We start from the raw sequence: 18873 nt of genomic DNA on the forward strand, positions 1-18873 counted from the left end.
AAGATCCTGGTTACAGGATCTTCTTCGCGGTTAAGTAAGCAACTATCTTTTCAACAGATTGTTCAATCGTCATTTGATCGGTCTCGATAACGATTTCAGGATGATAGGGAACTTGATAAGGGGATGTGATTCCAGTAAACTCTGGGATCATGCCTTTTCTCGCTTTTTTATATAAACCTTTTGGGTCCCGCTCTTCGCACACCTGGATGGGGCAATTCACGAAAACCTCAATAAACTCCTCTGGTTTAAACATCTCTCTTACTAGCTGCCGGTCTTCACGGAAAGGAGAGATAAAGGCAGAAGAAACAATTTGGCCGCTGTCAACAAATAATTTAGCCACTTCTCCTATTCTGCGGATGTTCTCTCTCCGATCTTCTTCTTGAAAGCTGAGATCCTTATTTAGGCCGTGACGGATGTTATCCCCGTCCAAAACATAACTTCTGCATTGCTGTTGAAACAACGCTTCATCTACCGCATTTGCCAAGGTGGATTTTCCAGATCCTGATAATCCAGTGAACCATAACACACAACTTTTATGCCCATTCAAAAGATGGCGATTTTCCTTTGTAATGGCTGTATGATGCCAAGTGATATTATCAGCTGTTCCCATATTCTACATCCTTTATATTTTTGTATATGCTTTTTTCATTCCCTTGATAAGAATGTCCACTACTTCCGGCCGGCTGAATTCCTCTGGCGGATGCACTCCATCCTTTAACATTTGTCTAACAGCCGTACCCGACAAAATGATGTGCTCTTTCTGCTCGTGAGGACATGTTTTTTTGGAAGCCATATTTGCACACTGTTTACAATAAAAGCTATGTTCAAAAAATAACGTTTTAATCCCCAGCTCCCCTTCTTCAAAATGACTAAAGATTTTCTGGGCATCATACGTTCCATAGTAGCTTCCTACTCCCGCGTGATCCCTGCCTACAATAAAATGTGTACAACCAAAGTTTTTTCGGACGATGGCATGAAAAATAGCCTCTCTCGGTCCGGCATAGCGCATAGCAGCTGGGAAAACAGATAAAAACACCCGGTCTTTCGGATAATAATTCTTCAGCAATACTTCGTAGCTTTCCATGCGTATTTCACTTGGAATGTCATCTGCTTTCGTTTCACCGACGAGTGGGTTTAAGAACAGCCCATCTACCGTTTCGAGTGCTGTTTTTTGAATGTATTCATGGGCTCGATGCACCGGGTTACGCGTTTGGAAGCCAACAATGGTTTTCCAGCCCAATTCATTAAATTTTTTTCTCGTATCGATAGGATCTAAATAATAGCGGCTGAATTTACTTTTCTCAGGCCTCTTTACAAGAGTAATCGGCCCGGCCACATACATTTCCGGCCGTGCAAAGAGCTTTCTTACACCTGGATGATTTAGGTCTGCTGTTTGATAGACCTTTTCCGCTTCTAATTTTTTATCGGGGAAAAATATTTCCTCTACGTTCATGACGCCATAGATGGTTCCATCATACGCAAGGTTGACGGTTTCTCCCTTTTTAATTCTCTCTGCTTTCTCTTTCTCCACCGCCAATGTAATCGGCAACGACCAGGGCAACCCATTCGCCAGTCTCATGTTTTGCACAACACAATCATAATCTGCTTTCCCCATAAATCCTTGAAGGGGACTATAGCCTCCATTAGCGATCAGCTCTAAATCGCTCAACTCCAATGTGTCAAGTTCTATGCAGCTACGTGATAAATCAGCGGACAATAGCAAATCCACTCGGTTAATTAGCTTACCGCCATGCGGTGTGTTTTTCTCCATGTTCTTCCCCCTTGGCGTCGTTGTCGCTTATACCACTCTTGCTAATCTTGATGAAGCCCGCATTCAGATTTTGAACGGCCTGCCCATCGGCCTGCCCGGAGTTCTTCATTTCCCAAAACTGGCTCAGTGCATGGGGCGCACCCAATACTCGGAAATCCTTTGTCATGGAGCGGGTTGTAGGGCAGCTTATTGACATGGAGATATGTCATAATGTCCTCCCATGTCCAATGAATTAGAGGGCACACTTTCACCTTGTGGAATTTTTCATCTTTATTGATGTACTGAACATGTCTTCTTGTCGGAGATTGTTCTCTCCTTAAACCTGAAATCCATGCTTTTGCTCCCTTCAATGCCTCCTCAAGAGGGGCTACTTTTCTTAGATAGCAGCAAAGGTTCGGATCGCGTTTCCAAAGTTCTTTCCCGTGCTGCTCAGCCTGGGCTTCCAACGTAATAGCGGGACGCACTTTCTTAATTTGCAGAGAAGGGTAGCGCTCCTTCACTTTTTCAATTAATTCATAGGTCTCTGAAAAGTGAAGCCCCGTATCAAGAAAAATAATTTCCGCTTGCTTATTTACCTTTGAAATCAAGTCGATTAAGACGATTCCCTCGGCTCCAAAGCTGCACGCATATACCACGTCGTTTTTATATTCACAAAACGCCCATTTTAACACGTCCAAATAGTCAGATTGGGCTTCCAAGATATCTTTCAGTTTCTTTTCATCCCAATTTTCGTATGTTAGTAAGTCAGCCAATAGCTACTCCCCCGTTTCTCTCCCCGTTGCCTTTAGAAATGGAACGTCAATGTGATGCATTCATTATTTTCTACAGTCATTTTATTCATATTGTTTATATGACCATATTGAAAATAAGACACAATGGCTCTCATCCACGACCCATGGCCGAACACCAATACATTGTCCCATTCCTTATATTTGTTTAAAAATAAAATGATCCTGTTTTCTAAGTCCTTTATGCTTTCTCCTAAAACTAACTCTTTCGGCTGTTCCATCCACTGCTCACGATGCTTTTCGTAAAGTTTTTCTTTTGGAAGCCCCTCAAAGGGACCAAAATCTAATTCATCCAACAACGGTTCCGTCTCAAACGAATAACCATAGAGTTGTGCTGTTTGCTGCGTTCTCTTTAATGTACTGGTCAATACGATATCAAATGGCGACAGTTCTTTAAGAAGCTTCTTATTACGGATAATACCCTGCCGGAAAGGCTCCGCTAGGGGGGAAATTCCGATGTCTCTTCTTCCCTGTAACCTTTGTGTTTTATTCCAATCTGTTGGGAGATGTCTTATAAAGGTAATTTGCATTCACTGTCCTCCAAATAAAATGTTTCGCTTCTTAGCCCGCATCGCTGAGCTTCCAGAACTAATACATCATGGATTTTTACGTTTCCTAAATTCACATTTGCTCCAATTTCTTTAATAAAATACATTTGGTTTTTTGGAGTAGGGGCTTCAAAAATAATTTTCCGGCTATCAATATCCTTGACTAATTCATTAATCAAGTTGCATTTAATGTTGCCATTCTTCTCGTAAATTCCAGCCGTGCCAGAATCTCTTCCTTCAGTAATTACATACTGGCAGCCCGCTTCAAGCAATTGCTTCATCTCATTCTTCCATTGGGAGACGGCCATTTCCTGGTTGGAATCTTTTGAGCCAACTTCTGCAATTACACAGAACTCTTTTTTTATTTGAGAAATAAGATCGAGGCGCTCTTGCAATGGAATATTTATCGTTCCGCTTGAAACTTCAATACAGTTAATTTCTAAATTGCGCAAGCTTGCCAAGTATTCGGGAATCTTATTTTGGTAATAGCATTTCTCAAATAAGGTGCCTCCAAAATAAGGACGAATGCCATATTGCTTATAAAGGTCCACCTTCTTCTTTAAATTTGGTGTTACATAAGCAGAACCGAACCCCATTTTAGCAATGTCAATAATGGAACTGTAATCATGTAAAATGTACTTCAATTCTTCTAATGGGGTCCCCAGATCAATAATCGAAGTTAATCCGTGAGTTCTCTTTCCAGTTGTCCTCTTCGGTAAGTCTAAAAATTCCATAGGGAATGGCCTCCTCTATTTTTCTAAGATAGACTATTCAAAAACTGGGTAAATGTGTAGATAATGGGCTTTTGCCCATAGAAATTAGACCGTTCCCCTGTATAAAGGAGAGGTCCCCTTCAAACAATAGGAAAGCATATATTCTTAACAGTCAGGGGTGTACATCATTGCCAAAGCAGAAACGAAAAGGCATGACAATTTTTGCGATCGGATCCATACCGCTCATTCTTGTCTTGGGAAACTCAATGCTTATACCAGTTCTGCCAAAAATGAAAACAGAACTAGATATAACTCAATTTAAGGTAAGTTTGATTATTTCTGTGTTTTCGATTGCCGCCGCTGTGTCAATTCCCGTATTGGGATATTTGTCCGACCGGTTTTCACGAAAAGCCATCATCATTCCTGCTCTCATCCTATACGGGGCCGGAGGGCTTTTGGCAGGATTTGCGGCGGCATGGTTTTCTAATGCGTATACATGGATTCTTGCCGGACGAGTCATGCAGGGGATAGGGGCCGCCGGGACTGCACCAATCGCTATGGCACTGACAGGGGATTTATTTAAGGGAGGCGAACAAAGTAAAGTATTAGGATTAGTTGAAGCTTCCAACGGATTCGGAAAGGTTATTAGCCCGATTATCGGTTCCCTCGTAGCGCTGCTCTTTTGGTACGCAGCATTTTTTGTTTTCCCGGTTTTTTGTCTAGTCTCCATACTGTTAACTATGTTCTTTATTAAAGAAAAGAAAACGAAAAAGGAGCCGCCTCCAGTCGGCAAATATATAAAAGGACTGGCCTCTGTTTTTAAAACTGAGGGACGCTGGCTATTTGCCGCTTACTTAACAGGTGCTATTTGTTTATTCACCTTATTTGGTATCTTATTTTACATCTCCGATATCCTGGAGAAAGACCACAAGATCGACGGAGTATTAAAAGGAGGCATTTTAGCTATTCCTTTGTTGTTTATGACGACCACCTCCTATATAACCGGGAGCAAGATTGGAAAAAGGATGCGGCTAATGAAGGGGTTAATCATATTGGGACTGCTATTGATGACTGCCTCTTTTGCAGCTTTGGTGTTCTTTGAACGCCTCATTCCTTTTTTTTCAGTTCTCGTCATTAGCAGTATTGGCACTGGACTTGTTCTGCCTTGTATAAACAGCTTTATTACAGGTTCCGTTCCTTCTGATCGCAGGGGGTTCGTCACTTCGTTATACGGTTCTGTTCGATTTTTGGGCGTGGCGATTGGACCACCCGTTTATGGTGCCTTAATGGCCTGGTCCCGTACCGGAATGTTCCTAACAACTGCCGGCTTAACACTCCTTGCTGCTTTGTTATGCCTTGTGCTCATTCATGTAAGCAAAAAAGAACCGTCTGAAGAAAAAAGCGATACACTGTTCGAAAAACTTCAATTTACGTAAAGGAGCAGGTAAAATTGCAAATATACTTTTCACCTGAGGTTATGACTCCTCAATTTCAAGTGCTAAACGTCGTGGACACTAATAATAAAGCGGTTGGAAATGTAGCCTTTTTATTTGATGAGAAAAAGTTATACATTTACGGAATATTGGAAGAAGAAGAAGTAGGAGCAGATTTTAAAGACTTGGTTACCCCTTATATAAAAGGACTGACAAAAGCCAAGCCAGATCTGGATGTTCTTTCCTGTCTCTATGTGGGCTGCAAAAAAATAGATCTGAACGGCAAAGAAGGAGAAAGTTGAAAATCTTCCAACTAGGAAGCCCAGCCACAATCGGCTGGGCTTAAATATTGAACCGCCCAATTAAAATTTTTATATTTCCCCTTTGCCCTCTCTCCCTTATTTTATTTGGATTATTCTTCCTTATTCCTCTTTTCTATACTCTTCTTATTAAAATGCCTGGTAGCAAGGCGCACAGCCATTTCATAAAGTGAGATATAAAAATTATTTTTATATTGATTAAAGGCAGACGGGAGTGTGCGTCTAATGAGCATGGGGATTATTGTAATGGGGCTTCTTGTTGGTCTTCTGGTTGGGTTAACAGGGGTTGGAGGGGCCGCCTTGTTAACACCTGTTTTAGTGTTAATGGGAATTAGTCCCTCCATCGCTGTGGGAACAGATCTTGTATACAACTCCGTCACAAAGCTTTTCGGCTCTATTCAGCATTGGAAACAAAAGACCATTGACCTGCAATTAGTGAAATATCTGGCAATCGGCAGTATTCCAAGTGCGATCTGTGCAGTCGGACTCCTTCACCTGTTTGATTCCTTCTTTAATAATCAAGAGGAAATTATCAAACATGCCCTAGGATATGTTCTTATCTTAGTAGCTTTAACTACACTCGTTAAAACCTTCATGAAGGATAAATTCGAATCAAACTATTTCCAGGTAAAGCCGCTTGAAGAAAAAAGAGGGTTAACGATCGCGATTGGAGCAATATTAGGATTCATTGTAGGATTGACATCAATAGGATCTGGTTCATTGTTCGCTTTAGCTATGCTTTATTTGTACAAAATGCGTCCTTCAGAGTTAGTGGGAACAGATATTGCCCATGCTTTTTTATTAGTTACTGCCGCAGGGATCATGCACGCTGGAATAGGAAATGTTGATTATTTATTAATGATCAATCTGTTGCTCGGTTCTATACCGGGTGTAATTTTAGGAAGCAGTTTGTCAGCTAAATTCCCTGCTAAACCTTTAAGAGCCATCATGTCACTCATTATTCTGATGAGCGGCTTCAAGTTAATTGTTTAACAAATAACAAACATGCATTGAGGAGGGAAACAGGCCCATCGCCCCTCCTCTTTTTTATTTACCGAAATGTCTGGCTCGCAGGTAAATAGTTACCAGCATAATTTGCCGCCAAATTTATAAAACTAAACATGGCTCTAAAACATCGTGCTTTTGGAGGCCGTGATTCGAACAATCTAATAAAGGAAGGATGGGTTGTTATGAACAATCAAGGTGGTATGATGACCTCGTTGCTAGCTGTGGGAGCTGCCGGAGCTGCTATTTACGGGATATCAAGAGGGATAAGAAACGGAACGTTCCAACAGCTTTCCCAAACGGTATCGAACACCTTCAATAACCAGTCGGTTGAACAATTGGCAAACTCTGTGCTTGGTATGACAAATAATCAAAACGCCAAAAATCAGAATAACCAGTAACTCTCCCTGAAAAAGCAAAGTGCATAATGAGGCTGATCATTAAGATCCTGCTTCCTTCCTCGTATTAGGAGCTCTTTTTGAACGTTAAGCGTTCAAAAAGAGCTTTTTATTTTCTGAGCAGAGCTGCTTGGATAACTCAGTCCGGTTATGAGCACCCTTAAATACACTGTATAGAAAACCGTATTTTTCTGAATACTAAAGGCAGAAGGTCTCTTAGCAGGAGGGAAAAATGGCAGAAAATAAAGTCAATAAGGTTCATCTGGCGCTCTTATTTATTATTCTTGCAGTTCTTATCTGGTCAGTTATAAAGCCGGCGGATTTCCCAACATGGACAATGGAATCCCTTCCTGCTGTGGCTGGACTAATCATTTTACTGATTACCTATAAGAAATTTCGCTTTACTACCCTTTCTTATGTCATCATTACTATCTTAGCGGCAACAATGTTCATCGGTGGTCATTACACTTATGGAAATGTTCCGCTCTTTAATTGGATCAAGGACCATTTTGATTTAAGCAGAAACCATTATGATCGGTTTGGACACTTTTTAAAAGGAATGGCTGTCATTGTGATCAGAGAAATATTAATTCGGACATCGCCGCTCTTCAAAGGTTTTTGGTTATCTGTTATTAGCGTAAGTATGACGCTTGCTATTTCGGCGCTGTATGAAATTATTGAGTGGCTATCTGTTCTCATATCTAAAGGGAAAAAGACCTCTAAAAGCTTTCTCGGCATGCAGGGAGACATGTGGGATGCGCAATGGGATATGGCACTCACCTTCATTGGTTCCATCCTTTTCCTTCTCCTTCTTTCGGCATTGCATAACCGGCTATTAAAAAATAAACTGTAAACAACCGCAACACACTTTATTTATACAAACAAAAGAGCACCGATTTGGACAGCCTTCAGTGCCGTGAATCCGTGCTCTTTACCCGATTAGTTTTAGAGGAAGCATTCAGCCTCTTCCTCCTATTCAATTTAATGACGCTTTCTTTTCAAAACACCGTAAAAAACGAGTCCCAAAACAATAAAAAAAAGGATGATGAGCTGCCAGTTGGCTGTTAGTCCCAGAGTCCATTTTACTGAATATGCTTCGATGAACAAAGAGGGGATTTTCCCCAGAGTGCTTACTACGCTGAAGGAAAGTAAACCCATTTTGCTAAAGGCAGCTGTTAGTGTAACGGCCCCAGAAGGTATAAAAGGTACAATTCTTAATAGGATCACCAGAGAGGCAGCTTCCAGACCTCCTGTATCCTTTAGTTTCTTCAGAAGCCGGCTTTTCAACGGCCTGTCTAGTTTTTTGACTCCTTGACGGTAAAGGAGAAAACTAACTACAGCTCCAGCTGCCTCTCCAATAATAGATACAATCAGTCCTGCTTTAAAACCGAAAACAGCAATGTTTACTCCCGTTATAAAAGCGCTGGGGAGCACGCCTGAGATTGCCACTATCATGCTGAGGAGGATACTGACTAAAAATGTTAAAATCGGATTATCCGGCATTCCTTGAATAAATTCATTCTCCATGCCTTCAATTCCTTTCTACAAAATGTCATTAACTTTTTTCTCGACTGTTCACCTTGGCCTGCAAGTCCTTTATTGGCCCTTTCATGCCTCTAAATTCAGAACGCCTCCAAAATGATCAGATTAATTTTCTTCTGCGGCAAACTCCTTCTCTTCATCGACTAAAATTAAACCAAGCTCATAGTGTTGTCCTTCGTAAAGCGAGCCTTGTGCAAAACGGTTTTGCCCGTTTACATCCACTACTTCCAGCTTGCAATAAGCAGCATTTTTTTGCAGCGCTTCATAAAATTCGCTTTCTGTATTCACTTCAGTGCCATTTACCTTGTAAATAATTTCTCCAATCTTCAAATCCATTTTCTTTGCAGGTGTATAGGGCAAAATGCCAAGAACCATGACACCTTTCGGCTGCGGTGTAAAGAAATAGTGACGATCTCTTTCGTATGCATAATGACGCCAAGAAATCCAAATGCGGCTTATAAAAGCAAACACGGCGCTAATAACTGCCAGCACCGGCACCCAATAAGCGGCAATGGCCAACAATAATGTAACTACACCCGCAGCAATAATATTTTTTCCAGTCGCCTTTACGGCGAGCTCCGGCAATGTGCTTTTGATCAGCTGGGCAAAGCCGACCAAAAAAGGAAACCAAATAAATGAGTATGTCTCTGAGCCAATTGATATAACCGGCCACCAAGGCCATGGCGATGTAAGCTCTCCGGTTGGCAGCACCAAGAATACCGGCACAAGCCATAGGCGCTGAGCAAACTGAACACCTACTTTTAATCCGCGCGGACTCTCCACAAGTCGCGGTGACGTTCCTTGCCACCCTCGCTTTAGCATCAGCAATCCCTCTGTAATGAATAGAAGCGCTAAAACAATCGCCATCGTCATCAATATTTTGCTAAAGGAAAACCCTTCATGCGGAATAAATGAGTAACCTGTTTTTTCCGTCACCGCAAAGATAAGCAAAGCGAGGCTAATTGTCCATGCAGGTGACAGCAGCCGGAAACCACCTGCACTTAAGATAATCGTGACAGCGGCAATGAAATTTAGCAGTTCAAGCGGAAGCGTAAGTCCAAAACCAATTGACACGATTGATAAAAGCAGCCCGATTAATAAGCTGGAGGGCAGTATGTAACGAACTTCCTGATAAATATCATACACTCGCGTGTGAAAGTCTTTCCGTTCTCTTGACACTCGGAACATGCCGACGACAAAAGCAAGCAAGAACGAAAAATAAAAAATTGGATGGATAAATAACTTTCCGAAGCCGCCTAAGAGCCCCAACAACCATTCTTGTAGCATGGCGTTCCCCACCTTACGTTAATTGCATTCTACTCAATATTGTAGCAAAAAAAGTGACCGTGCGTGAGTATATATCACGTTTCATTTGTGAAAGAAGTATTTCACTACAAAAAAGAACAGCTGCCCCTTCGTTGAGGCAACCGTTCATTCGTCATTTTATTACTTATCTAAATTTTTTATATACGAGAGGGCTGCCTGCAGCTGGAGGTCATTCTTTTCCTCTTTCATTTCCTTTATCCATCTCTGTTCGAGCTCACTTGCTGTTTTCTTATCAATCTTTCCGGTCGCTTTCATTCCGGCCTGTACTTGCAGGGCACGAACCGCTTTCTCTGTTTCGACACTAAAATAGCCGTCTGTTCTTCCAGGTGCATATCCAAGACCGGCAAGCATCATTTGGGCACTCTTTACATTATCATTGTTCATTTCACGAATGAGCGGCTGGCTCACTTGAAGTGGGTGAGCATAAAAGTAGTCAGGCTGTCTCACTTCAATATCGGGACGAATTCCTTTTTTGTGAATCCAATTGCCGTTTGGCGTCAGCCATTTATGAGTGGTTAGTTTCAAATTGCTGCCGTCTCCAAGCGGCACTGGCTGCTGAACGGTTCCCTTTCCAAAACTTGTTTCACCGATGATAGGATAACCCTCTGCTTCCTTCAGCGCTCCCGCCAATATTTCAGAGGCAGACGCACTTCCCTCATCTGTAAGCACAGCAATCGGATAAGGCTTCACTTTTTTCGTTTCTGAGAAATAAGGTACTTTGCGCCCTGACTTTTCTTCAATCTGCATATACGGTTTATTCTCTGTCACAAGCTCTTTCAAGATTTCCTCTACGCTGGTCAAGAAGCCGCCTGGATTCCCACGCACATCGATGATGAGGCCATCCAGTTCTTTTTTCTCCATCTTCTTTAGTTCTGATTTAAAATCTTTTGCCGTTTCTTCAGAAAATGAAGTCATTTCAATAACGCCAATCCGTTTTCCTTGTTTTCCCTTTACCTTTGCAAAGACAGTTTCAATCGGAATATTATCTCGCTTTACTTTAACATCAAGCGGTTTCGTCATGCCTGGACGGATAATTCCCATTGTCACCGTCGTTCCTTTTTTGCCGCGAATTTTCTTCGTCGCTTCATAAATCGTCAGTCCATCTACCGTTTTTCCATTAATTGTAACAATCTGGTCCTTCGGCTTTAATCCGGCTTTTTCTGCCGGCGAATCTTTAAATGGAGCAACAATAGTCAGTTTTCCCTCTACAACAGTGATCTCCGCACCGATGCCTTCAAAAGAGGAGTCCAACGACTCTTCGAATTGTTTGGCCGTTTCAGCATCCATATATACGGAATAGGGATCCTTTAAAGAACTAACCATTCCATCAATTGCTCCTTCTACAAGCTCGGTCCGGTTCACCTTTTCCACATATTGATTGGCAATCACTTCATATACGGTCTGCACTTTATGAAGCTCGTCCGGCAGATTCGTTTGTTCCGGTGCTGTCTGCGGTGGCTGGGCCGTATTCTCTTCTTCATCCATCACTGTCAGCCCCCCATACATTCCTCCGGCCCCTATTATAAAAGAAGACACCGTCAGCACCGCCACCCATTTTCTTTTCACCATTCCGCCCCCTCCAATTTGGAAAGCTAAAAAAGCCGCCCGGCTCACTACCGCACGGACAGCCCTTTCTCCCACTTTATGAAAGGAATGGACAAGTTATGAATAGCTCTTTGAAAAAATAGGCAGCCCTTTTGCCAAGGAGCTGCCTATTGTAATATTAACGCACGAATGCTGTATGAATGGCCTGTTCGATCTGATTAATAATATCAGCTGGTTCTTCAATGCCAACAGAAATACGAACAACCCGCTCATTAATGCCAAGGGCACTTTTTTCGTCTTCTGTTAACGAGCGGTGAGAAGTGCCAAGCGGATATGAAACAGTCGTTTCAACCCCTGCAAGAGAAGGAACAATCTTAATCCATCCGAGTGAGGAGAAAAAGCGATTCATATCCACCCCTTCATTTAATTCAATGCTAACCATAGCCCCGTTACCTTGCTCTGACACATATTTAGGGTAATATGTTTTTTTGACTCCCCTGTGCGCTTGAAGAAAATCAGCGAGCTCCTGGGCATTTTTCGTCTGACATTCCATGCGAATCGCTAATGTTTTTAATCCGCGGTAAGCAAGCCACGATTCAAATGGACTTAGATTCATTCCCATGTTAACGATCCGGCTTCGGCTCTTTTCAATGAGCTCCTTGCTGCCGACCAGCACTCCGGCTGTAACGTCGCTATGCCCGCCGATGTACTTGGTCGCACTGTGAACGACTAGATCCACACCTTGTGCAAACGGCTGCAGCAAATAAGGCGTAGCAAATGTATTATCCATCATCACAGAAAGACCATGCTTTTTAGCTATTTCCGTCAGCTTCTCTATGTTTTCTACCCGCAAGAAAGGATTGGAAATTGTTTCTGAGTACAACAGCTTTGTGTTCGGCTGAATAGCTGCTTCAACTGCCTGATGATCGCTAAAATCGACAAATGAGGCAGCAATGCCAAACGCCTGCAGCTCTTCCTTAATTAAATGATAAGTACCGCCATAAAGGTCGCTCGCCGCCACGACATGATCTCCGCTTTGAGCCGCAGCCAAAATTCCCGCAAGAATAGCCCCAAGGCCTGAGGAAGCCGCTACTCCCTCCGGAGCTCCTTCCAGTGCTGCCACTGCTTTCGCGAGCTCATCCGTATTCGGGTTGCCATTTCTCGTGTATAAATAGGGAGTTTCGCCCTCAAAATACCCTTCTAACTCTTCTAAACTATTAAACGAAAAAACGGACGTCTGATAAATAGGGGTAGATTTACTTTTAATATCCCCTGTTTTTGATAATCCGCTGTGTACGGCTTTCGTTCTAAATGACTGATCCTTCATGTTCCCATCTTCCTTCCATTGCCAACTCACCTATTAAGGAGCTGTTGGTTGCTTCAGATAATCTTTTCCCGGCTATTCATGCTCATTCCTTTATATACATACTGTACACCTGCTTATCCGGAATATTCAATATATAATGTTCAGGAGAAAACAGATAGGCTTAGCGACAGGCAAAGAAAGGTCTTAAGTGTGAAGGCATGATTATTTAGCGGATAAAAGAGACAAGCATCGGTAGTACCTCTTGGCAAAAACTATTGCTTGTCTCTATCCACATACAAACATTCACTATTTCAGCTCGCTAACAAGTTTTTTCATCATTTGTTCATCCATTGGACCAATAATTTTTTGATGAATGGTCCCGTCTGTGTTAAGAACATACGTGGTTGGGATTGTAGCTACCTGATATTGCGGCCCAATTGTTCCTTCTTTATCAAGAAGGATCGGAAAAGTTAAGTCATATTGTTTGGCAAATTCAACAACCGCTGCTTTTCCTCTATCCTCGCTTGTTAAGTTTACTGCTAAAATTTCCATGTTACTTTTCTCTGCTTCTTTTTTGTAAAAGCTTTGCATATGAGGCATCTCTGCTTTACAAGGCGGGCACCAGGTGGCCCAAAAGTTTAACATTACTTTCTTGCCCCGGTAGTCCGACAAAGACACTTTTTTCCCATCTAATGTTTGGAGAGTAAAGTCTGGCGCTTGATCGCCCAGGCCAATACCAGAAGCCATTCCTGAAACAGCTTCCTGATCAGCCACTTCCATACCGGGATTTTCAATTTTTGTGATTTCCTTTTTATCTTTTACTACATTTACTGCTGCAATTCCAGCTAGTAAAACGAGCAGCAAAATGCCAAACCATTTTTTATTCAATCGGATCCCTCCTGACAATGAAAGTAAAGAACAGCGCTGCCCCTATATAGAACAAGCTATGCAGGGAGAATAAATCAGCAGTGAGCGATTCAAACAACAACTGCCATAACGTAAATAACCAGATGGTGCCGGCTGCTTGTCTAAGAGGAACAGCTAGCTGGGCTACACCTCCCGCAAGCTGAATCCATGCCAACAAGCCAGCTTGTCCTCTTAATAAGGACAGCATCCATTCAAAAGAAATTATCACTATCATCCACGTCCAAATAATTTGCGGCCGCTTTTCCGCAGGGGTCTTCCACAGCAGATAGATGCATACAGCGATCAGGCCGAGCCAAATGCCTTTCCAGCCGCCATTAAAATACACCAGCGACAAAGGTGACTTTACTACAAGCATAAAGCTGAACAAAAGCACACTTACCTTCCACACAGCAACAAATAAAAAGACAGCATTCACATAAAGTTCCAAAAAAACCTTGTCTTTTTTTAGCCAAATGACTAAAGCGCCAATGATGAAAGCAGCTAGAATAGCCAGCTGGGCTGCCGGGACAGTCAAAGAGCCTATTGTAAACCAGTTCATTTTTATTGTATTCCTTTACTCAAAAATATTGCTTTTGTATTCTCTTTAAAAAACGGCTATTTCTTTTATATACTATCATAGGTATAAGCCTACACAAAAATACCTTCTCCGTCCATCTTCTTTTATTATAAGCAAAAGAGGGCTGCCCTAATAGATCAGCCCTCTTCTCCTCTTTTATTTATTAGTAACCCCAGCCAATGTAAGCTGCCCCAACAATAATCAAGAGGATAAACAAGACAACGATCAAAGCAAAGCCGCCTCCGTATCCGTATCCGCCACCGCTCATACTTTACACCTCCCCTTCACTTACAATTACAGACTATTCAAAAGGGGAAAGATTGCGCGGGCGAACGCCCAGAATAGATGCTTTAGACCAGTAACCGCAAAAACAAAAGCCATCCTTGAATGCCTGATATAGGCTTTTAAGGATGGCTTTCTATTAAAAATTGACATATTTACGCGGATCAACCGCATTTTCTTTAGACAATGTCCAAGGACCTTCATGAATTTCAAAATGCAAATGCTGGCCAAACGAACGGCCTGTATTACCCATATAGCCAATAACCTGCCCTTTTGAGACGCTTCCGCCTTGGGCCACACGCTCTGACATATGAGCATAAACAGTAGTGAACACTTTCCCATTAATAGAGTGAGAGATGAAGATGCAATTTCCATAGGAAGCTGAATAATAGGAACGGATTACTTCTCCGTCCGCCGCCGCTACAATCGGCACGCTGGCGCTGTTTGCAATGTCGATACCTTTATGGTCTCCCAAGCTCCTTGTCCCGAATCCAGAAGATACATGCCCTTGAGCTGGGCGCATAAATGATCCGCCTGAAACAGCTGGCGTATCGTTTGAACGATCGGCTGAGACGGACTCTTCCTTAGGAGCTGCTGGCTGGCGACTGCTGCTGTTTCTCTTTTGACTTTCTGCAGCTTGCTTCTCTCTTTCACGTGCAAGCTTTTCTTGTTCCTTGCGTGCTTGTTCTTCCTTTGCAAGACGGGATTGTTCAGATGAAATAGCCGCTTTGATTGCTTTTTCTTGAGAAGAAAGCAACTCCTGCTCTTCTTCTAAACTTAGTTTTTGATTGTGTGCGTGATCTTCTTCACTGGCAAGCTGCTGCATAACTTTGTCTTTTGCTGCTTTTTTCTTATCCAGGCCGGCTTTCAATTCTTTTAAATCAGCAAGCATGCTTTCTAAGTTAGCTAATTTAGTTTTTAGCTGCTGCTCGCTTTTTTCTAATTTATTTTTATCTGCCTCTTGTTCCTGCAAAATATCTTTATCAGCATTTACTAATGTAGTCACAGCGCTGGCTCGATTAATAAAATCAGTAAAGCTTTCTGAACCAAGCAGCACATCAATATAGCTTGCTGATCCGCCGCTTTGTTGCAAAGAACGGGCCCGATCTTGCAGAACGAGATTTCTCTCAGCAATGCGCTTTTTCAAGTCCTCTATTTCTTTTCGAAGCTTCTTTATTTCCTTCTTTGTCTCCGCAACTGCTGCTTGCTTTTCGCGGATTTGCTTTTCTGCTTTAGTAATAGACTGATCCAACTGTTCAATTTCTGAAGAGAGCTTTGCCTGCTTGCTTTGCAGTTCGTTAATTTTCTTGCTTTTCTCGTTAATATTTTGTTTGATATCTGATTGTTTGTTTTCAATTTGATGCTGGCGGCTCTCCAGGTCGGATAACTTGGAAGCAAACGCTTCTTTTGTCATTCCTAATGTGCCCCCAAAGCCAAGAGATGCCGTTAAAGCAACTGTAAGTCCTATACGTTTCTTCAAACTCCAATTCTCCTCTCTGTTCCCCTGAAAATCTCCAGTTTACCTATCTATTAGCCAGATAAAATGATCGTTGATTACACTTTCAAAAATCGGCGAACAGCCATAAAGCTTCCCCACATGCCGATAAATGCTCCAATTAGCAAAATAATTCCGCTGATTTGCCATGCAAATGGATAATAGGCGAGCGGCTGAATGAAGTGGCCTTGCATATGAGTGGTGATTGCCTTGACTACATAGGAATAACCGATCACGACCGCAGCAACCGGCAGCAATGAACCGAGCAGTCCAAGCCAAAGCCCTTCTAATAAGAACGGCCAGCGGATAAACCAGTTAGTGGCCCCAACTAATCTCATAATCTCAATTTCTTTTCGCCTAGCAAAAATAGTCATTTTAATCGTATTGGAAATAAGGAACATAGCTGTAAACAGCAAGCCTAAACTAAGAACTAGTCCAACGTTGCGGCTCGTCTTTAAAAAGCTAAACAGCCTTTCGACTTTTTTCTCGCCGTAAACAGCATCCTCTGTATAATCCAGCTTTTTAATTTTCTTCGCTGCTTTTGGTGTATCTGTAGGATGCTTTGTTTTCACCACGAACACGTCATAAAGCGGATTGTTTTGCTTAAACAGAGCAAAGTCCTCACCCATATCCTTTATTAAATTCTGCAATTCTTTCTCTTTTGGAGAATAAGTAACCTTGGCTACTTCAGGCAGATCGAGCAATTGCTCTTTCAGCTCTTGCTGCTCTGCTTCCGTAGCATCCAGTTTAATTAGCACACGTACTTCGACATCATTTTCTATATCGGTTGCGGCTTTGTTTAAATTTAGTAAAACAGTAAGAAAAACTCCAACTAATAACAAAGTTACCGTCACAGCTGAAACAGCCGCAAATGTCATCCACCCGTTGCGGCTTAGATTTTTAAAGCTTTCTCTGAAGTGGCGGCGGAATGTTCTAGATTTCATAACCGTAATCCCCCCGCTGCTCATCTCGAACGATTCGACCGCCTTCAATCGCAACTACCCGGCGGCGGATCGTATTCACGATTTCCTTATTATGAGTAGCCATCACTAGTGTGGTACCCCGAGCATTAATTTTTTCAAATATGTCCATAATATCCCATGCGGTATCCGGATCAAGGTTCCCTGTTGGTTCATCTGCAATAACGACCTTTGGCTGATTAACAATAGAGCGAGCAATCGATACACGCTGCTGCTCTCCGCCAGATAATTCTTCTGGAAGCATTCTTGCTTTGTTTTTCAACCCAACAAGATCCAGCACTTCCATGACCCGTTTTTTAATAATAACTGGACTTTCTTCAATTACTTCCATTGCAAACGCCACATTTTCATATACTGTAAGAGTCGGCAGCAGTTTGAAATCTTGAAATACTACACCGATTTGCCGGCGAATCAATGGAACAGATCTATCTTTTAACGTCGACAAGTTTACTCCGTTTACGATAATACGGCCGCCTGTCGGTTTTTCTTCCCTATACATCAGCTTTATAAAAGTTGATTTGCCTGCTCCACTTGGCCCAACAACGTAAACAAATTCCCCTTGTTTAATGGAAATGTCAATGTTTCGCAAAGCGAGGACCCCATTCGGGTATTTCTTTGTCACGTCCTTCATTTCTATCATCGAATCACCTGTCATCTTTTGTCAGTTATAAAAGAAAAAGCTGAAAAAATTCAGCTTTTTCTCCTCAAATCCAGATTCATTATATCACTGATTAAACCCTTATTAATGGTTAATTTAATTACATTTTCGTTTCATATCGTAATATATCCGATGGTTTTTATAGCGCTTTCAAAGAAATGATCGCTTTTTTTGCATAAACTCGCTGATACACAAGGTGAAAAAAATGAAATATTTTGTAACAAGCAAGCAAAAATATTTTGTCGATTAACAGGAGAGGAAATGAGAAGGGAAAAAATAAAGAATGCAGTAGTATATACTACTGCATTCTTACAGCCTGTTGAAGAGGCTTGCTTTCTCTATGGCTCGCTTGCCGAGACGGCATGGCACCTTTCCTTTTACTTCCCTACGAGTAAAATTTTTAAAGCGTAAAATAATTATTTGCCATCCATCTGGCAGCAGTTGTGCTAAACCGCCGGCATTCTAAAAAGAATGCAGCACACGGCTACATTCTTGTTTTGACTTATTTCTTTGTAGCTAACCAATCAGCGACTGCTTCAGCATCGGCCCCTTGAACAACATTCGGAGGCATCTGCCCTTTACCGTTTTTAATGATATTTAAAATTTCGTCCTTGCTATACTTGCTTCCTATTTTGTCTAACGCCGGTCCAACTTGCCCTTCCAGGTTTTCTCCGTGACAGCTAAGGCAGTTCTGCTTGTACACTTGCTCTCCTTCTGCGCTAGCTGTTTCTTTCCCGCCGCCGTTATTGTCTTCGTTTGATTTGTCATTCCCGCCGCCGCATGCCGCAAGCGCTACGGATGAACCGATTAACAAAGCCATTAATGATTTTTTAAATTCCATGTTCTCTCCTCCTAGGAAAAAATAAACAATGCATGTTAAGTATACCAAAGCCGCTATAATTTGAAACAAGGCCGAGCACTGCAAGGTGAACAAAAGCAACGGCCAATCCAGCCAGATCAATCACTTTTGACAATTGTATACACTTTTTGAACTTTATTCATCCGGCTGTTTACACAAGTGAAAGCTGCTCGGTATTCCTCCATCTGGCATTGAATTTATTTTGCTGCATAGGAGCAAATTTTATGTATCCAACCAGCTGCATATAGTTATTATGATAACCGTTTTTAGTCTCTTTAAACCTTTTTAAGGCTGGAAGCCTATGCTTGAAAGAGATTCAAAAAGCCCTTTACTGATATGGGATCGGGACTGACCCCTATTTTTGAGACAGGGATCAAAACACCTTTAAGCAGCCAGCTGCCGATATTTGACCGGTGGCTGG

The 18873-nt window shown here is 42.1% G+C and carries 21 protein-coding genes; 5 read left to right on the plus strand and 16 right to left on the minus strand.

The annotated features are described in order from the left end of the window. Nucleotides 1–10 precede the first annotated feature (10 nt). From cysC to ACH0BF_RS12205, 5 genes are read right to left on the minus strand one after another with little or no spacing between them, the layout of a single operon-like run. Nucleotides 11–610 carry an adenylyl-sulfate kinase gene (gene cysC / locus ACH0BF_RS12185; RefSeq protein ID WP_120034745.1) on the minus strand — a complete coding sequence of 200 codons (600 nt, stop codon included), beginning with the start codon at nt 608–610 and terminating at the stop codon, nt 11–13. Between the two features lie 12 nt (nt 611–622). Next, nucleotides 623–1771, minus strand: coding sequence for a sulfate adenylyltransferase (gene sat, locus ACH0BF_RS12190; RefSeq protein WP_340852320.1), 1149 nt, complete (start codon nt 1769–1771; stop codon nt 623–625). A 41-nt stretch (nt 1772–1812) separates the two neighbouring features. After that, entirely contained in the window at nt 1813–2523 is a 711-nt protein-coding gene (locus ACH0BF_RS12195) for a phosphoadenylyl-sulfate reductase (RefSeq protein WP_120034749.1), read from the minus strand. A 32-nt stretch (nt 2524–2555) separates the two neighbouring features. Next, nucleotides 2556–3089 carry a histidine phosphatase family protein gene (locus ACH0BF_RS12200; protein ID WP_406909421.1) on the minus strand — a complete coding sequence of 178 codons (534 nt, stop codon included), beginning with the start codon at nt 3087–3089 and terminating at the stop codon, nt 2556–2558. Further along, complete coding sequence (locus tag ACH0BF_RS12205; protein WP_120034753.1) at nt 3071–3841, minus strand: phosphosulfolactate synthase; 771 nt, start codon at nt 3839–3841, stop codon at nt 3071–3073. Before ACH0BF_RS12205 ends, ACH0BF_RS12200 begins: the two co-directional genes overlap by 19 nt. 191 nt (nt 3842–4032) lie before the next feature. On the opposite strand from ACH0BF_RS12205, the gene ACH0BF_RS12210 reads away from it, so the two are divergent. The 5 genes from ACH0BF_RS12210 to ACH0BF_RS12230 all read left to right on the plus strand — a co-directional run bounded on the left by ACH0BF_RS12210 (nt 4033) and on the right by ACH0BF_RS12230 (nt 7829). Beyond that, nucleotides 4033–5256 carry an MFS transporter gene (locus ACH0BF_RS12210; RefSeq protein ID WP_340856331.1) on the plus strand — a complete coding sequence of 408 codons (1224 nt, stop codon included), beginning with the start codon at nt 4033–4035 and terminating at the stop codon, nt 5254–5256. A 14-nt stretch (nt 5257–5270) separates the two neighbouring features. Beyond that, the gene (locus ACH0BF_RS12215) at nt 5271–5555 is read left to right on the plus strand and encodes a hypothetical protein (protein ID WP_120034755.1); all 285 of its coding nucleotides are present in this window, start codon (nt 5271–5273) and stop codon (nt 5553–5555) included. A 243-nt stretch (nt 5556–5798) separates the two neighbouring features. Beyond that, nucleotides 5799–6566 (plus strand): sulfite exporter TauE/SafE family protein, encoded by a 768-nt coding sequence (locus ACH0BF_RS12220; RefSeq protein ID WP_120034757.1) that lies wholly within the window; start codon nt 5799–5801, stop codon nt 6564–6566. A gap of 197 nt (nt 6567–6763) precedes the next feature. Further along, nucleotides 6764–6979, plus strand: coding sequence for a hypothetical protein (locus ACH0BF_RS12225; protein ID WP_120034759.1), 216 nt, complete (start codon nt 6764–6766; stop codon nt 6977–6979). A 229-nt stretch (nt 6980–7208) separates the two neighbouring features. Continuing rightward, a complete protein-coding gene (locus ACH0BF_RS12230; protein WP_120034761.1) occupies nt 7209–7829 on the plus strand; it encodes a DUF2238 domain-containing protein in 621 nt (206 codons plus the stop codon). A gap of 128 nt (nt 7830–7957) precedes the next feature. Here the strand turns inward: ACH0BF_RS12230 and ACH0BF_RS12235 are convergent, their stop codons facing one another. The 11 genes from ACH0BF_RS12235 to cccB all read right to left on the minus strand — a co-directional run bounded on the left by ACH0BF_RS12235 (nt 7958) and on the right by cccB (nt 18434). Next, on the minus strand, nt 7958–8503 hold the full coding sequence (locus tag ACH0BF_RS12235) for a TVP38/TMEM64 family protein (protein WP_340852315.1): 546 nt from the start codon (nt 8501–8503) through the stop codon (nt 7958–7960). A gap of 120 nt (nt 8504–8623) precedes the next feature. After that, the gene (locus ACH0BF_RS12240; protein ID WP_340852313.1) at nt 8624–9805 is read right to left on the minus strand and encodes a PDZ domain-containing protein; all 1182 of its coding nucleotides are present in this window, start codon (nt 9803–9805) and stop codon (nt 8624–8626) included. Nucleotides 9806–9964: 159 nt separating this feature from the next. Next, nucleotides 9965–11410, minus strand: coding sequence for a S41 family peptidase (locus tag ACH0BF_RS12245; RefSeq protein WP_182917158.1), 1446 nt, complete (start codon nt 11408–11410; stop codon nt 9965–9967). 157 nt (nt 11411–11567) lie between these two features. Beyond that, nucleotides 11568–12716: a trans-sulfuration enzyme family protein gene (locus tag ACH0BF_RS12250; protein WP_340852312.1), complete on the minus strand. Its 1149-nt coding sequence runs from the start codon at nt 12714–12716 to the stop codon at nt 11568–11570. Nucleotides 12717–13001: 285 nt separating this feature from the next. Beyond that, nucleotides 13002–13583, minus strand: a complete 582-nt coding sequence (locus tag ACH0BF_RS12255; RefSeq protein ID WP_340852310.1) for a peroxiredoxin family protein — start codon at nt 13581–13583, stop codon at nt 13002–13004. Further along, nucleotides 13576–14160, minus strand: coding sequence for a hypothetical protein (locus ACH0BF_RS12260; protein WP_340852309.1), 585 nt, complete (start codon nt 14158–14160; stop codon nt 13576–13578). The genes ACH0BF_RS12255 and ACH0BF_RS12260 overlap by 8 nt, the downstream gene beginning before the upstream one ends. Nucleotides 14161–14341: 181 nt before the next feature. Beyond that, nucleotides 14342–14446, minus strand: coding sequence for a YjcZ family sporulation protein (locus ACH0BF_RS12265; protein WP_120034774.1), 105 nt, complete (start codon nt 14444–14446; stop codon nt 14342–14344). A 153-nt stretch (nt 14447–14599) separates the two neighbouring features. Continuing rightward, nucleotides 14600–15940 carry a murein hydrolase activator EnvC family protein gene (locus ACH0BF_RS12270; RefSeq protein ID WP_340852307.1) on the minus strand — a complete coding sequence of 447 codons (1341 nt, stop codon included), beginning with the start codon at nt 15938–15940 and terminating at the stop codon, nt 14600–14602. A 74-nt stretch (nt 15941–16014) separates the two neighbouring features. Continuing rightward, nucleotides 16015–16899, minus strand: a complete 885-nt coding sequence (gene ftsX / locus ACH0BF_RS12275) for a permease-like cell division protein FtsX (RefSeq protein ID WP_120034778.1) — start codon at nt 16897–16899, stop codon at nt 16015–16017. Beyond that, entirely contained in the window at nt 16889–17575 is a 687-nt protein-coding gene (gene ftsE, locus ACH0BF_RS12280; RefSeq protein ID WP_406909422.1) for a cell division ATP-binding protein FtsE, read from the minus strand. The genes ftsX and ftsE overlap by 11 nt, the downstream gene beginning before the upstream one ends. A 520-nt stretch (nt 17576–18095) precedes the next feature. After that, on the minus strand, nt 18096–18434 hold the full coding sequence (gene cccB, locus ACH0BF_RS12285; protein ID WP_120034782.1) for a cytochrome c551: 339 nt from the start codon (nt 18432–18434) through the stop codon (nt 18096–18098). Nucleotides 18435–18873: the final 439 nt, after the last annotated feature.

Source organism: Pseudobacillus sp. 179-B 2D1 NHS (assembly GCF_045370945.1).
Lineage (GTDB): Bacteria > Bacillota > Bacilli > Bacillales > Domibacillaceae > Pseudobacillus.

Coding starts and splice junctions, on each gene's coding strand:
- cysC (WP_120034745.1), bottom strand. CDS start 610: ATGGGAACAGCTGATAATATCACTTGGCATCATACAGCCATTACAAAG.
- sat (WP_340852320.1), bottom strand. CDS start 1,771: ATGGAGAAAAACACACCGCATGGCGGTAAGCTAATTAACCGAGTGGAT.
- ACH0BF_RS12200 (WP_406909421.1), bottom strand. CDS start 3,089: ATGCAAATTACCTTTATAAGACATCTCCCAACAGATTGGAATAAAACA.
- ACH0BF_RS12205 (WP_120034753.1), bottom strand. CDS start 3,841: ATGGAATTTTTAGACTTACCGAAGAGGACAACTGGAAAGAGAACTCAC.
- ACH0BF_RS12210 (WP_340856331.1), top strand. CDS start 4,033: ATGACAATTTTTGCGATCGGATCCATACCGCTCATTCTTGTCTTGGGA.
- ACH0BF_RS12220 (WP_120034757.1), top strand. CDS start 5,799: ATGAGCATGGGGATTATTGTAATGGGGCTTCTTGTTGGTCTTCTGGTT.
- ACH0BF_RS12225 (WP_120034759.1), top strand. CDS start 6,764: ATGAACAATCAAGGTGGTATGATGACCTCGTTGCTAGCTGTGGGAGCT.
- ACH0BF_RS12230 (WP_120034761.1), top strand. CDS start 7,209: ATGGCAGAAAATAAAGTCAATAAGGTTCATCTGGCGCTCTTATTTATT.
- ACH0BF_RS12235 (WP_340852315.1), bottom strand. CDS start 8,503: ATGGAGAATGAATTTATTCAAGGAATGCCGGATAATCCGATTTTAACA.
- ACH0BF_RS12240 (WP_340852313.1), bottom strand. CDS start 9,805: ATGCTACAAGAATGGTTGTTGGGGCTCTTAGGCGGCTTCGGAAAGTTA.
- ACH0BF_RS12250 (WP_340852312.1), bottom strand. CDS start 12,716: ATGAAGGATCAGTCATTTAGAACGAAAGCCGTACACAGCGGATTATCA.
- ACH0BF_RS12260 (WP_340852309.1), bottom strand. CDS start 14,160: ATGAACTGGTTTACAATAGGCTCTTTGACTGTCCCGGCAGCCCAGCTG.
- ACH0BF_RS12265 (WP_120034774.1), bottom strand. CDS start 14,446: ATGAGCGGTGGCGGATACGGATACGGAGGCGGCTTTGCTTTGATCGTT.
- ftsX (WP_120034778.1), bottom strand. CDS start 16,899: ATGAAATCTAGAACATTCCGCCGCCACTTCAGAGAAAGCTTTAAAAAT.
- ftsE (WP_406909422.1), bottom strand. CDS start 17,575: ATGATAGAAATGAAGGACGTGACAAAGAAATACCCGAATGGGGTCCTC.
- cccB (WP_120034782.1), bottom strand. CDS start 18,434: ATGGAATTTAAAAAATCATTAATGGCTTTGTTAATCGGTTCATCCGTA.